At 73.0% G+C, this 13,416-nt stretch carries 14 protein-coding genes; 7 read left to right on the top strand and 7 right to left on the bottom strand.

The window, feature by feature from the left end:
* The first annotated feature begins 43 nt into the window (after positions 1-43).
* Positions 44-475, top strand: coding sequence for a hypothetical protein (locus tag ACZ42X_RS05585; RefSeq protein ID WP_468284600.1), 432 nt, complete (start codon positions 44-46; stop codon positions 473-475).
* 17 nt (positions 476-492) lie between these two features.
* Here ACZ42X_RS05585 and ACZ42X_RS05590 read toward each other — a convergent pair whose 3' ends face one another.
* The 3 genes from ACZ42X_RS05590 to ACZ42X_RS05600 all read right to left on the bottom strand — a co-directional run bounded on the left by ACZ42X_RS05590 (position 493) and on the right by ACZ42X_RS05600 (position 2,454).
* Complete coding sequence (locus tag ACZ42X_RS05590) at positions 493-1,530, bottom strand: RNA polymerase sigma factor SigF (RefSeq protein WP_468284602.1); 1,038 nt, start codon at positions 1,528-1,530, stop codon at positions 493-495.
* Complete coding sequence (locus tag ACZ42X_RS05595; RefSeq protein ID WP_031076871.1) at positions 1,527-1,940, bottom strand: ATP-binding protein; 414 nt, start codon at positions 1,938-1,940, stop codon at positions 1,527-1,529. Before ACZ42X_RS05595 ends, ACZ42X_RS05590 begins: the two co-directional genes overlap by 4 nt.
* A gap of 253 nt (positions 1,941-2,193) precedes the next feature.
* Positions 2,194-2,454, bottom strand: a complete 261-nt coding sequence (locus ACZ42X_RS05600) for a UBP-type zinc finger domain-containing protein (protein WP_468284605.1) — start codon at positions 2,452-2,454, stop codon at positions 2,194-2,196.
* A 108-nt stretch (positions 2,455-2,562) separates the two neighbouring features.
* Between ACZ42X_RS05600 and ACZ42X_RS05605 the strand changes: the two genes are divergently transcribed.
* The gene (locus ACZ42X_RS05605) at positions 2,563-4,155 is read left to right on the top strand and encodes a Na+/H+ antiporter (RefSeq protein WP_468285605.1); all 1,593 of its coding nucleotides are present in this window, start codon (positions 2,563-2,565) and stop codon (positions 4,153-4,155) included.
* Between the two features lie 238 nt (positions 4,156-4,393).
* Here ACZ42X_RS05605 and ACZ42X_RS05610 read toward each other — a convergent pair whose 3' ends face one another.
* Together ACZ42X_RS05610 and ACZ42X_RS05615 are read right to left on the bottom strand one after the other, a co-directional pair.
* Positions 4,394-5,320, bottom strand: a complete 927-nt coding sequence (locus tag ACZ42X_RS05610) for a 1-aminocyclopropane-1-carboxylate deaminase/D-cysteine desulfhydrase (RefSeq protein ID WP_468284607.1) — start codon at positions 5,318-5,320, stop codon at positions 4,394-4,396.
* Between the two features lie 133 nt (positions 5,321-5,453).
* Positions 5,454-6,044, bottom strand: coding sequence for an N-acetylmuramoyl-L-alanine amidase (locus tag ACZ42X_RS05615; protein WP_468284609.1), 591 nt, complete (start codon positions 6,042-6,044; stop codon positions 5,454-5,456).
* A gap of 229 nt (positions 6,045-6,273) precedes the next feature.
* Here ACZ42X_RS05615 and ACZ42X_RS05620 point away from each other — a divergent pair, with 229 nt between their 5' ends.
* The 4 genes from ACZ42X_RS05620 to ACZ42X_RS05635 all read left to right on the top strand — a co-directional run bounded on the left by ACZ42X_RS05620 (position 6,274) and on the right by ACZ42X_RS05635 (position 9,610).
* Positions 6,274-7,689 (top strand): family 2B encapsulin nanocompartment shell protein, encoded by a 1,416-nt coding sequence (locus tag ACZ42X_RS05620; protein WP_468284611.1) that lies wholly within the window; start codon positions 6,274-6,276, stop codon positions 7,687-7,689.
* Entirely contained in the window at positions 7,686-8,738 is a 1,053-nt protein-coding gene (locus tag ACZ42X_RS05625; protein WP_468284613.1) for a family 2 encapsulin nanocompartment cargo protein polyprenyl transferase, read from the top strand. Before ACZ42X_RS05620 ends, ACZ42X_RS05625 begins: the two co-directional genes overlap by 4 nt.
* A gap of 129 nt (positions 8,739-8,867) precedes the next feature.
* Entirely contained in the window at positions 8,868-9,101 is a 234-nt protein-coding gene (locus ACZ42X_RS05630) for a hypothetical protein (RefSeq protein WP_468284615.1), read from the top strand.
* A 62-nt stretch (positions 9,102-9,163) separates the two neighbouring features.
* Entirely contained in the window at positions 9,164-9,610 is a 447-nt protein-coding gene (locus tag ACZ42X_RS05635) for a DUF6304 family protein (RefSeq protein ID WP_468284618.1), read from the top strand.
* A 76-nt stretch (positions 9,611-9,686) separates the two neighbouring features.
* On the opposite strand, the gene snpA is transcribed toward ACZ42X_RS05635, so the two are convergent.
* Positions 9,687-10,331, bottom strand: coding sequence for a snapalysin (gene snpA / locus ACZ42X_RS05640; RefSeq protein WP_468284620.1), 645 nt, complete (start codon positions 10,329-10,331; stop codon positions 9,687-9,689).
* Positions 10,332-10,550: 219 nt separating this feature from the next.
* On the opposite strand from snpA, the gene ACZ42X_RS05645 reads away from it, so the two are divergent.
* Positions 10,551-11,504 carry a LysR family transcriptional regulator gene (locus ACZ42X_RS05645; RefSeq protein WP_468284622.1) on the top strand — a complete coding sequence of 318 codons (954 nt, stop codon included), beginning with the start codon at positions 10,551-10,553 and terminating at the stop codon, positions 11,502-11,504.
* A 14-nt stretch (positions 11,505-11,518) separates the two neighbouring features.
* On the opposite strand, the gene ACZ42X_RS05650 is transcribed toward ACZ42X_RS05645, so the two are convergent.
* Positions 11,519-13,411 (bottom strand): KedN5 family methylcobalamin-dependent radical SAM C-methyltransferase, encoded by a 1,893-nt coding sequence (locus tag ACZ42X_RS05650; protein ID WP_468284624.1) that lies wholly within the window; start codon positions 13,409-13,411, stop codon positions 11,519-11,521.
* Positions 13,412-13,416: the final 5 nt, after the last annotated feature.

The raw sequence follows: 13,416 nt of genomic DNA on the forward strand, positions 1-13,416 counted from the left end.
CCCTGTCCAGTACGTGGACGGGCCCGGCCGCTACCCTGCTGGGGTGAGCAGTACGGAGCCGAACCCCGCCCAGACCGCCGCCGGCGCCCAGCGCCCCGCCCGGGTCACGGCCGCAGCGGCCGTCGCCGGGTTGGAGGCGCTCGCCCTGTTCGCGGGCGGCGCCTACCTGCTCGTGACGAGCCTCACGGGCACGCCCGACGGCCTCACCCAGGCCCTGACCGGTGGTGTGACGCTCATCGCACTCGGCCTCATCCCGTTCTTCGCCGCCCGGGGCCTGCTGCGCTGCCGCAGCTGGAGCCGCGGCCCGGCGATCATCACGCAGCTGATGGCCCTGCCCGTCGCCTGGACCCTGCTCCAGGCGGACAGCGCCGCCATCCCGGGCGGCATCGCCCTGGCCGCCGCCGCGGTCACCGGCCTGGTGCTGCTGCTCCACCCGGAGACCCCGAGGGCCCTCGGCATCCGCGGCCGGGCCTGACCCCCGCCGGGCCCGTCCTACTCCTCGACCAGGAGCTTCTCCCGCAGCTGCGCCAGCGTGCGGGCCAGCAGCCGGGAGACGTGCATCTGCGAGATGCCGACCTCCTGCGCGATCTGCGACTGGGTCATGTTCCCGAAGAACCGCAGCAGCAGGATCCGCTTCTCGCGCGGAGGCAGGTCCTCCAGCAGCGGCTTGAGCGACTCGCGGTACTCGACGCCCTCCAGCGCCTCGTCCTCCGCGCCCAGGGTGTCCGCCACCGCCGGGGACTCGTCGTCCGTGTCCGGGACGTCCAGCGAGAGCGTCGAGTACGCGTTGGCGGACTCCAGGCCCTCCAGGACCTCCTCCTCCGAGATGCCGAGCCGCTCGGCCAGCTCGTGCACGGTCGGCGAGCGGCCGTGCAGCTGGGACAGCTCCGCCGTCGCGGTGGTCAGCGACAGCCGCAGCTCCTGGAGCCGGCGCGGCACCCGCACCGCCCACCCCTTGTCCCGGAAGTGGCGCTTGATCTCGCCGACCACCGTGGGGGTCGCGTACGTCGAGAACTCGACGCCGCGCTCCGGGTCGAACCGGTCCACCGACTTGATCAGGCCGATGGTGGCGACCTGCGTCAGGTCGTCCAGCGGTTCGCCGCGGTTGCGGAACCGGCGCGCCAGGTGCTCCACGAGCGGCAGGTGCATCCGGACGAGCTGGTTGCGCAGCTCGGCCCGCTCGGGGGAGCCGTCCGGCAGCTCACGCAGCCGGATGAACATCGCCCGTGCGCCGCTGCGGTCCTGCGGGTCGTGCTGCGCCGCCTGCCGGGGCCGCTCGGGCCGCTCGTGCTGCTCCTGCGACTCCTGGGGCTCCTGTGGCTCGTGCTGCTCGCTCATCCGGTCCGCCTGATCTGCCCGCGCCGTCGAGGCCCGGGCCGTCGTGGCCCGCGCCGTGGCGGCCCCCTCCGACGTCTCCACGAGACCGTCCACCGGGTGGGGTCGCGCCTGCTGTTCCGGGATGCCCTCCGGCGAGCTCAGCGGCCGGGGCCCGCGCTCCTCGTTTCGCACCGGACCGTCCCCGTTCCTCACGCCGGCCCGGGTCCCGCGCCGCGCTGTTTGTACAGGTTGATGGAGACCGTCCGGTCGTCGGCGACGGACGAGTCGACCTTGCCGGCCAGTGCCGAGAGCACCGTCCAGGCGAACGTGTCCCGCTCCGGGGCCCGGCCGTCGGTCGTGGGCGCCGAGACGGTCACGTCCAGGGAGTCGTCGACGAGGCGGAACACACAGCTCAGGACCGAGCCGGGCACGGCTTGCTGGAGCAGGATCGCGCAGGCCTCGTCGACCGCGATGCGCAAGTCCTCGATCTCGTCGAGGGTGAAGTCCAAGCGCGCCGCGAGGCCGGCCGTGGCCGTACGCAGCACGGACAGGTAGGCACCCGCAGCGGGCAGCCGGACTTCCACGAAGTCCTGGGTCCCGGGCTCGCCTGCGATCTGGGACACCCTCACCTCCAAGGTGGCACAAGCTCATTCGGGGCTCGGCTCGCGGAAGGAAGCTCCCCCCGGGGCCGGGCCGTGCGGTATACGCGGGTGTGCGTAGTCCGCCGTGACGCTATCGCGATTCCATCGTGCCGTGTCGCCGGGGCCTCCTGCTCCGACGCCTGTCACTCATGGTAAGCACATGAGTACGGACAGTGGCTAGGGGTTTGCGGCACCCAATCGCGAGAAACCGGCGGAGGGTTGACGTACCCAGGCCTCAGACGATCGAACCGTCGACAAAGCACCAACGCCATCTCTCGCCGGGTTCGAGGGTCCGCATCACCGGGTGTCCGGTGTCCTTGAAGTGCCGTGTGGCGTGCCGCCCCGCCGAGGAGTCGCAGCAGCCGACGTACCCGCACACCAGGCACAGCCGCAGCTGGACGGGGTGCGTACCGTCGGCCCGGCACTCCGGGCAGGTCTCGCTCAACGGCACCGGCTGGGGGCGCGGCAGTTCGGCAACGTGGGGGCACTGGCTCACGATGGCCAGGTTACGACGGGGGCGCGCGTTCCGGCCGCGCACGGACGAGCCCCGGGTGACGGACGAGTCGGCACGAGGGAGAGCGGGGAGACGATGAGCGGTGGGGCGATGGACGTGCTGCCCCTGGTGGGGCTGGTCGCGGCGAGCGCCGCGATCGCCGGGGCGGCGCGCAGGACACCGGTCCCGGCGCCGCTGCTGCTGGTGGCGGCCGGGCTGGCCGCCGCGTACCTACCGGGGGTGCCGGACTACACACTGGACCCGCACATCGTGCTGCCGCTGGTGCTGCCGCCCCTGCTGCACACGGCGGCGCTCGACTCCTCGTACCTCGACCTGCGGGCCAACGTCCGGCCCGTCGCGCTGCTGTCGGTCGGCTACGTGCTCTTCGCGACGCTGGCCGTGGGCTACCTCGCGCATCTGATGGTGCCGGACCTGCCGCTGACCGCCGCGCTCGTGCTCGGGGCGGTGATCGCGCCGCCGGACGCGGTGGCCGCCACCGCCGTCGCCCGGCGCCTCGGGCTGCCGGGCCGGATCACCACCATCCTCCAGGGCGAGTCCCTGGTGAACGACGCCACCGCCATCACCGCCTACAAGGTCGCGCTCGCGGCGGCGCTCGGCGCGTCCATCGGCTGGGCGGGCTCCCTCGCCGAGTTCGCCCTCGCCGCCATCGGCGGCATCGCGGCCGGGCTGGTCCTCATGGTGCCGATCCACTGGCTGCGCCGGTGCCTGCGCGCACCCCTCCTCCAGAACACGCTCTCCCTGCTGATCCCGTTCGTGGCGTACGCGGCGGCCGAGCGCGTCCACGCCTCCGGGGTCCTCGCGGTCGTCGTGGTGGCCCTGTACCTGGGGCACCGCTCCTGGCAGGTCGACTTCGCGACCCGCCTCCAGGAGGAGGCGGTGTGGAAGGTGGTCGCCTTCCTGCTGGAGTCGTCCGTCTTCGCGCTGATCGGACTCCAGCTGCCGCACGTGGTGCGGGGGCTCGATCCGTACGGCGCCGGGGAGGCCGCCTGGTACGCGCTGGGGGTCTTCGCCGCGGTCGTCGTCGTGCGGTTCGTGTGGGTGTTCCCGGCCACCTACCTGCCGCGGTGGCTGTCGCGGCGCGTGCGCGAGCGGGAGCCGGGGGTCACCTGGACCTCGCCGGTGATCGTCGGCTGGGCGGGGATGCGCGGGGTGGTCTCGCTGGCCATCGCGTTCTCCATCCCGGTGGCCATGGACGGCGAGCCGTTCCCGGCGCGCGACCTGATCCTCTTCCTCACCTTCACCACCGTGATCGGAACCCTGGTCGTGCAGGGCCTCACCCTGCCGCCGCTGATCCGCGCCCTGAAGCTGCCCGGGCGGGACGCCACCGCCGAGACCCTCGCCGAGGCGCAGGCGCAGAGCGAGGCGTCCCGGGCCGCCGAGCGGCGGCTGGAGGAGCTCCTCGCCGACGAGCGCAACGCGCTGCCGCAGCCCCTGGCCGACCGGCTCCGCACGGTCCTGGAGCGGCGGCGCAACGCCGTCTGGGAGCGGCTGGGCGCGGTCAACGCGCTCACCGGGGAGTCGGCGGACGACACGTACCGGCGTCTCGCGCGGGAGGTGATCGACGCCGAGCGCGAGGTCTTCGTACGGCTGCGGGACGCGCGGCGCATCGACGACGAGATGATGCGCACGCTGCTGCGCCGGCTGGACCTGGAGGAGGCGGCGGCCTACCGGGAGGGGACCTAGGGGGTGTCTTGCCGATCTTGCCGGGCTCACGGCGCCTGGCACCGCTCCCCCAGAGCTTCGCCTGGGGGCGCCCCCACGCCGCGTTGTCGTAGGTCGCCACTGGCCCCCGTAGCCCTTCGGGCGACGGGGGAGGCTCCCTCCTCCGCCTTGCGATACGTCCCCTCGGCCCCAAGGGGCCTGGGGAGACCCCATGCACCAGACCCCCCTCCCTGGTCCGGCCTGATCGACAAGACACCCCCTAGAGGGGCTGAGAGGGCTCCGGGCGGCCGGTGATCACGGCGGCGAGCGTGGTGCCGCGCGGGAAGGCGCCCTCCGCGGCCAGGGTGAAGAGTCCGTACAGCATTTTGGCGACATATATGCGGTCGATGGCGAGTCCATGCCGCTGGGCGAAGTCGTCGGCGAAGTCGTCGAGGTCGGGCGTTGCGCGGGCGTAACCACCGCAGTGGAACCGCTCGTCGAGGCTCCAGTCGCCCGCGGGGCCGCCGAACGCCCGCTCCTGGAGGGCCCGTATCTCCGCGCCGAGGAACCCGCCCTTGAGCACCGGTATGCCGAGCGCGCGCTGTCCGGGGCCCAGGCCGGCGGCCAGCCCGGCCAGCGTGCCGCCCGTGCCGCAGGCCACCGCCACCACGTCCACGTGCCCGTCCGCCCCGGCCGGTGCGCGCAGTTCGCGCCCGAGCTCCACGCAACCCCGTACCGCGAGCGCGTTGCTGCCGCCCTCCGGTACGACGAAGCAGCCCTCGGGCGCCCGCTCCAGCAGTCGCGCGAGCACCTCCGGGTCGTCCTTGGCGCGGTACGTCGCCCGGTCGACGAACAGCAGCCGCATCCCGTCCGCCGCGCACCGCACGAGGGACGGGTTCAGCGGGCGGTCGGCGAGCTCCTCGCCCCGTACGACCCCGATGGTGGGGAAACCCAGCAGGCGGCCGGCGGCGGCCGTGGCCCGCAGGTGGTTGGAGTACGCGCCGCCGAAGGTGAGCACCGGGCGGCCGGCCGCGGCGTCCAGGTTCGGGGCGAGCTTGCGCCACTTGTTGCCGACGAGGTCCGGGTGGATCAGGTCGTCCCGCTTGAGCAGCAGCCGTACGCCGTGCCGGGCGAGGCGCTCGTCCTCGACGGCCCGCAGGGGGGAGGGGAGCAGCGGGCCGAGGGAGGGCAGGTCGAGCACGGTCACCCGGCCATTGTCACGCAGCCCCCGCCCCTGCACCCGGCCCGGTCCATCGGCCCGGTCCACCGGCCCCGCCCGGCACCTGGCCCGGCCACCGGGCCCGGCCCGAGCCACCAGCTCCGGCCACCGGCCCGTGCGCTCAGTTCAGCCGCTCCTGGATGCGCGTCCGCATCGTGTTCATCGAGAAGCCGCGCGGATCGATCTTGCCCGGCTGCCACTCCTTGTGCCCGATGACCGAGCGGGCCGACCAGCCGTGGCGGCGGCAGATCGCGGCCGCGGCCTTCTCGATCGCCTCCAGCTGGACGGCGGGCCACGGGTCCTCGCCGTTGCCGAGGTTCTCGCACTCGAAGCCGTAGAAGTACCGGTTGCCGTCCCGGTTCCCCTCGTTGTCCCGGGGCAGCGGCCTCTCCGCGATCACGGCGCGCAGGACGTCGTCGTCGCCCTTGCCCGCGTGGTTGGCGCGGCCGTAGCCGACGAGATGGACACGGCCGTCCTTGGTGATCACACCGTGGCACAGCGGCCCCGGGAGCCCCGGGCGGCCCTCCCGGCAGACGCGGACGGTCTGCTCGCCGCCCCTGGAAGCGGTGTGGTGCAGCATCACGCCGTGCACCGGCCCCCACGGCCCCTTGTGGTTGCGGTTGTGCGTGCGCCATCCGCCGACCTCCACGACCGTGAGGCCTTCGTCGCACAGCGCGTCGAGAAAACTGTTCGCGGACAGGGGTGTGGCCACTCCGTCTCCTTACGTGAGCGAGCCGTACCGGGGCTCCTGTCGGAGCCATCCCCACCCGGCCCCGCCCCGCGACGGCGTTCGGACGGCGTGCGAACCGATCCGGACATGAAACGTGTGTCATGCCCCGTGACGGGTGATTCAGTCTCGCTCATTTGTGTAATGGCGTGACTACGCCACGTGCTGAAAGGCTTTTCCTCGGAAGGTCGGACAATGATCGAGAGGGAAGTACATGTCGGTTGGTTCGGTTGGCGAGGACGTCCGCACCGAGCAGCAGGCGCCGCAGCAGAGTCTCGGCACCGCCGCCGCGCGGAACCTGGCTACCACCACCAAGTCGGTCCCGCAGATGCAGGAGATCACCTCCCGGTGGCTGCTGCGCATGCTGCCGTGGGTGCAGGTGCAGGGCGGTACGTACCGGGTGAACCGGCGCCTCAGTTACGCGGTCGGCGACGGGCGGGTCACCTTCGTCCAGACCGGCGAGCGCGTCGCCGTGATCCCGAACGAGCTGAGGGAGCTGCCCGCCCTGCGCGGGTACGAGGACGACGCGGCGCTCGCCGAGCTGGCGCAGCGGTGCGTCCAGCGGGAGTTCGCGCCCGGCGACGTCATCGCCGAGGCGGGCGCGCCGACGGACCGCGTGTTCCTGCTGGCGCACGGCAGGATCGAGCAGATCGGCACGGGCCCTTACGGCGACGAGGCGATCCTGGGCGTCCTCGCCGACGGGGCGTACATCGGCGACGACTCCCTCACCGACCGGGACGCCACCTGGGAGTGGACGGCCCGCGCGGCGACCGCCTGCACCGTCCTGGAGCTCAGCCGCGCGGACGTCACCAACCTCGCCGAACGGGCCGAGTCCCTGGCCGGACACCTCGCCGGCCTCGCGGCCCTCCCGCAGCAGCGGACCAACAAGTACGGCGAGAAGGCCATCGACCTCTCCGCCGGCCACGTCGGCGAGGCCGTCGTCCCGCACACGTACGTCGACTACGAGGCCTCGCCGCGCGAGTACGAACTGAGCGTCGCGCAGACCGTGCTGAAGGTCCACAGCCGCGTCGCCGACCTCTACAACCAGCCCATGAACCAGACCGAGCAGCAGCTGCGGCTCACCGTCGAGGCGCTGCGCGAGCGCCAGGAGCACGAGCTGATCAACAACCGCGAGTTCGGCCTGCTCGCCAACTGCGACTACGGGCAGCGGCTCCAGCCGCACGACGGCGTACCCAGCCCCGACGACATGGACGAGCTGCTCTCCCGCCGCCGGGGCAACAAGCTCTTCCTCGCCCACCCGCGCGCCATCGCCGCCTTCGGGCGCGAGTGCAACAGGCGCGGGCTCGTCCCCGACACCGTCGACGTGGCGGGCCATCAGATCCCGGCTTGGCGCGGCGTGCCGATCTTCCCGTGCAACAAGATCCCGATCTCCGAGGCCCGCACCACCTCGATCCTCTGCATGCGTACGGGCGAGGCCGACCAGGGCGTCATCGGCCTGCACCAGACCGGCATCCCGGACGAGATCGAGCCGAGCCTCTCGGTGCGGTTCATGGGCATCGACGAGCAGGCGATCATCTCGTACCTGGTCACCGCCTACTACTCGGCGGCGATCCTGGTGCCGGACGCCCTCGGCGTGCTGGAGAACGTCGAAGTCAGCCGCTGGCGATGACCATGACGAGCACGGACAGGGGCGCCACCGCGGAGGCCGCGGCGTCGCTCCTCGACCGCACCCGTACCGTCGTCCAGCCCCAGCTGCGTGCGACCGTGGAGTCGCTGCCCGGCCCCATACGGCGGGTGGCGATGTACCACTTCGGCTGGGAGCACGCCGACGGCAGCCCGGCCGCCGGGCAGCAGGGCGGCAAGGCGATCCGTCCGGCGCTGGTGCTCGCCGCCGCGCGGGCCCTGGGCGGCGACCCGTACACCGCCGTCCGGGCGGCCGCCGCCGTGGAGCTCGCGCACAACTTCACGCTGCTCCACGACGACATCGTCGACGCGGACTCCACCCGCCGCTCCCGGCCGACCGCGTGGACCGTCTTCGGCATGCCGGACGCGCTGGTCGCCGGGGACGCCATGCTCGCCCTGGCGCTGCGGCTGCTCGCCGAGGACGGCCACCCGGCGGCCGCACGGGCCTCGGCCCGGCTCGCCGCCTGTGTGATCGAGCTGTGCGCGGGCCAGCAGGCGGACTGCGCCTTCGAGGGGCGCGGGCCCGACGAGGTGTCGCTGGACGAGTGCCTCGCCATGGCGACCGCCAAGACGGGCGCGCTGCTTGGCTGCGCCTGCGCCCTGGGCGCGCTGTACGCGGGCGCGGGGGAGGAGGAGGTGGCGGCGCTGGACGCGTTCGGGCGGGAGGCCGGCCTGGCGTTCCAGCTGATCGACGACCTCATCGGCATCTGGGGCGACCCGGAGCGGACGGGGAAGCCCGCCGGGGCCGACCTCGCCGCGCACAAGAAGTCGCTGCCGGTGGTCGCCGCGCTCGGCTCCGGGACGGCGGCCGGGGCCGAGCTGGCCGAGCTGTACGGGCGGCCCGCCCTGGACGAGGACGGCGTACGGCGCGCCGCCGACGCCGTGGAACGGGCGGGCGGCCGCGACTGGGCCCAGGCGCAGGCCGCCGACCGGATGGCCCGGGCGGTGCACCAGCTGTCGCGGGCCGTGCCGGACCTGGCGGCGGCCGGGGACCTGCTGGCCCTGGCCGAGTTCGTCACCCGCCGTACGCGCTGAGACGCCCCAGCGTGCCCGTCCGGAGCCTTCGGGCCCCCGGACGGGCACGCTGCCGCCCCTTGGCGCGGGTCTCGCCCGGCCGGCCGTACAGACCTGTGCGGCCGGCGGAAACCGCCCTATCCTGAGTCCATGGGCAGCAGCGAAGGACGCCCCACCGTCCGCCGCCCCCAGGAAGGGCCCGAGCACGTGTGCCCCGCCTGTGGACAGCCTGTCGGTACGGCGCTCAAACGACGCAAGATCCTCGGTGTCTGGGCACCCGTGTGGCAGCCCCAGCCATGCCGCAACCCCGGCTGCGACCTCTTCCACGCGTCCCATGAGGAGGGCTCCGCGGACGAGTCGGGCAAGACGGCGAAGACCGGCTGAAGTCCGGCTGAGGGGGTGTCCGGCCGCACGTCGGAGGCAGTCATACCGCTACAGTCCGCGCCATGTCATCGGAGTCGACGGAAGTCTGGACCGGCTGGTACCGGGACCGCCGGGGTGCGGAAGCCATCACCATCACGTCCGACGGGAAGCGCATCGCCACCCGTATCAGGGGCGTGGAGTACGCGGGCGCGAGCTGCGCCGCGCTGCGGGCAGCGGAGGAGAACGGCGGCCTGCCGTTGGCGGGCTGCGTGCTGGAGTGGGACCTGCCACTGCCCGTCGTCATCGACGGCACGCCCCAACGGTCCACGCTCAGTTGCCTGTTGGCGCTCGGTGAAGCCCTGTCCGACGGCTCACCCGAGCGGGTGGATCTTCAGCTGACCCTGCACTTCGGCGGCGCGGCGTACGAGTCCGGCCTGGCCGGTGGCGACTTCGACCTGGCGCTGGACCGCATCCTGCGTCAGCTGCCGCCCGGGGCGCGGTTCGCCCGGAAGCTCCTGGAAGCCGCCTGACGGCGGACGGGGCGCCCGACGACGGCGCGGCCCACGACGAGGCGCCCCGCGAGGCCGCGGGGCGCCCACCAGAGGGTCAGGAGACCTTCGCCGCCGCGACCGCCGCCGCGAGGCCGTTGCGCCACAGGTAGTCCACGCGGCTGCGCTCCTGCGCGTTCGGCTGCGCGTTCTGGCAGGACGGGCCGGGGCCGCCGCCCGACATCAGCTCGCTGCACGGACCCGAGTAGTGGTCCGGCAGGCCGAGGACGTGGCCGGTCTCGTGGGCGGTGACCCGGGTGGAGTTGTAGATCTGGTTCTGCCGGTAGTCGAGGAAGATGTAGCCGTTGCCGTGCCCGTCGGTCGACGCGTACGAGCCGCGCGAGTCGTTGCCCTCGTAGTACCGGAAGTCCGGGTTGCTGCCCTCCTGCAGCTTCACGTTGCTGACGGAGCTGTTCCAGATCTGCGTGGAGCGGGCTATCTGGGTGCGGAAGCTCGGCGCGTTGGCCGCCGAGTAGACGACGGTGACGGCGAGCGCGCCGGGGTCGGCGGCGCGCTTCTCGGCGACCGAGCGCATCACGGCCTCGTAGAACGCCTTGTTGGCCTTGGCGTTCTCGGCCGACCCGGCGTACGCCGCGTAGCCGGGGGCCGGGGAGGGTGCGGCGGTGGCGGTCGTGGCGGGTACGGCCGCCAGAGCCGCGGTCAGGCTCAGGGCGGCGGCCAGTACGGCCTTGCGGTGTCTCATGGGGGGCTCCTACTCGCTCCCGAACGGTTGGGTGGACGCGTTCGGTCGGATGTCGGACCGACGCCGGCGGGACGTCGGTGGGACAGAGTGTCGAGGAGCCCACCGCGCGTACGGATGATGTCAACGGGCGATAGGACGAGCGCATCGCCCCTCAACAGGCTGTTTCCGCCCGGTCCTTGAGTCTGGTGTGACGCCAGGGGGCCGCCCTACCCTCGGGGCATGGAGCTGGAGGTGAGGCATCTGCGGGCGCTGTGCGCCATCGCCGACACGGGCAGCCTGCACAAGGCCGCCCGGCACCTGGGCATCAGCCAGCCGTCGCTGACGACCCAGCTGCGCCGCATCGAACACGCCCTGGGCGCCGAGCTCTTCGCCCGCGAGCGGACCGGCTGCCGGCCGACCCCGATCGGCCTCGCCGTACTGAGCCGCGCCCGCCCCCTGGTGGCGCAGCTGGACCGGCTCGTCAGCGAGACCCGTGCCGCCGCCGCGCGCGCCGACGGTGCGGCCCGGCTCCGTATCGGCTCCACCGCCAGCCGGGCGCTCGCGGGCTGGCTGCGGCGGCTGCGCGGACGGCTGCCCGGCACGGACATCTCGCTGCACATGGACGTCTCGGCGGGCGCCCTGCTGCGCGGCCTCGCGGCCGGGCGGCTCGACGTGGCCTTCGTCCACGAGGTGGAGGGCTGTCCGCTGCGCGTGCCGGAGGGGCTGGAGCGGCGCGTGCTGGTCGAGCGGGAGCCGCAGTTCATCTCCCTGCCGCGGGACCACCCGGCCGCCGCCGAGCCGGTCGTGGACCTCGCCGACCTGGCGGGCGACCGGTGGATGGTCGACCCGACCGTGGACGGCGAGTGGGACGGGCTGCGGCGGGTGCTGTGGGCGGCCGGGATCGACCCGCCCGTGCTGCACGGCGACTACCACACGGCCGCGTCGCTCATCGTGGCCGGCGAGGCCGTGGCCCCGTGCCAGCCGACCTCGGGGCCGCGCGACGACATGGCGATCCGCCCGTTACGCGACGACCCCCTCGCCGTACGCCTCCTGCTGTACCACCGGCCGGGCGCCGAGGCCGCCGAGGCGGCGTACGCGGAGCTCGCGGCCGCCTACCGCGAGGCGGCCCTGCGCGCGGCCCCGTACCGGCAGTGGCTGCTGCGCCACGGGAACCCGCTCCCGCACGCGGCCTGAGAGCGCGGCTCGGCTCAGGCCGGCACGGGAACGCGGCCGGCACGGGTGAAGTAGTGGGCGCCGGTCTCGTGGTTGTCGAGGTGCTGGTAGAAGCCGCGCAGGCCCCGGAACACATAGCGGGTCTCCGCCGCGCGCGGCGGCGTGAGGTCGCCGGCGGCGACGGCGTCGAGGAGCTCCGCCAAGGGGTACGGGAAGGCGACCTCCTCGCTCTCGTACGTACCGTCCCCGGCCTCGCGCCAGCCCGCCGGCAGCGCGGCGCCCGGCGGCTGGTAGACGGGCCGGCTCCAGCGCTCGAAGGCGTACATGTACCGGCCCGCGTCCGCCCACTGTGCCGGGAAGCGCTCCACGACCGTCTCCGTCCACCACCGTTCGATCTCGCGGTCCAGCAGCGGGTCGCCGTAGAGCATGCGGTGGCCGGCCGCGACGGCCGGCGACTCGGCGATCACCGGGAACCCCTCGCGGAAGGCGGCGACGGACGGGTGGTCGGAGGCGTCGATCCACTCCAGCAGCGAGTGGACGACCTGCGACTGCGTCATCCCGGCCAGCCGCCGCGCCGGGTGCCACAGCCGCTTGACGTACTGGTTCTCGCCGAGGATCCGCGCCAGGTACATGAAGCGCTGCATGCGGAAGTTCTCGTCGAGGGTGGAACTGCGGTTGGCGAGCACGTACTCGAAGTCGTCCGACTGGCCGCGTACGGTCACGAAGCCGTGGAGGTCGCGCTGCTCGCTGTAGGCGGTGTTCGGCAGGAGCAGCAGCGGATAGACGGCGATCCGGGGGACCTTCTCGGCGAGCCGGTCGTACCCGTCGAAGAAGGTCTCCGTCGTCTCGCCGGGGGCGCCCCAGATGAGCTCGACGAACGCCTCCATCTCCTCCTCCGCCAGCCAGTCGGTCAGCTCCTCCCACTGGTTCAGCTTCATGTTGCGGCGCTTCATGTCGGTGAGCGCCTCGTCCGAGAGGGTCTGGAGCGCCAGCGTGAAGGAGCTCTTGAAGCCGCGCTCCTTGAGGGTGCGGACGATGCGGTGGAAGCGCTCGGACTTGTTCTTGGCCCAGTTCGCCTCCAGGGCGGTGGGGAAGCCGTACTTCCCGTTCACGCGCAGGAGGTCCTCGGTGAACTCCTCGTCGGCCTGGAGCATGCCGAAGTTGGCGTCGCAGAGGAAGACGGTGGGGACCTCGTGGTACCCGAACAGGTCGAGTTCGGCGGCGAGCCGCTCGCGCGAGAAGGACCGGACGCGCTGGCCGGTGGCGCCGCCCCAGTAGCAGAAGGAGCACTTGTACGGGCAGCCGCGGTTGGTCTCCAGGAGGGCGAACTCGTACGGGAAGTGCCCGTCGCGGTCGAGGAGCGGGATCGCCCCGGTGAGGAACGGCGAGGGGATGACGTCCAGGTCGTCGATCCGGTCGCGGTCCGCCGTGGTCACGCAGCTCGTGCCGTCCTCCGGCGACCGGAAGGAGAGCCCGGCGACACCGGCGAGGTCCGGCCGGTGGCGGTCGGCGAGCAGGGCGGCGGTCAGGTCCCGGAAGGTCAGCTCGCCCTCGCCGTTGACGACGATGTCGACGGCCGGGCACTCGCGGAACACCTTGGTGCCCTGGTTGCTGACGTGGTTGCCGCCGAAGACGGTGACGCCGTCCGGCTTGAGCTGCTTGAACAGCTCGGCGAGGCACGCGAAGTTGCGGTAGTTCCAGCCCAGTACGGAGAACGCCAGGACATCCGGTATGTCGCCGTCGCCGAAGACGATGCGCGCCATCTGCGTGATGGACCAGCCGCCGCGCAGGTTGTGGATGCGTACGTCCGTCTCGGGCCCGAGGTCGGAGTCGGCGTCCAGCACGGCCTTCAGGTACCCGGCGGCGAGCGGCATGGAGTCGATGGGGAGGTCCCAGGCGCTCTGCTGCACTAAGCCGATCTTGAGCATGGCGA

Source organism: Streptomyces sp. NPDC030862 (genome assembly GCF_055571835.1).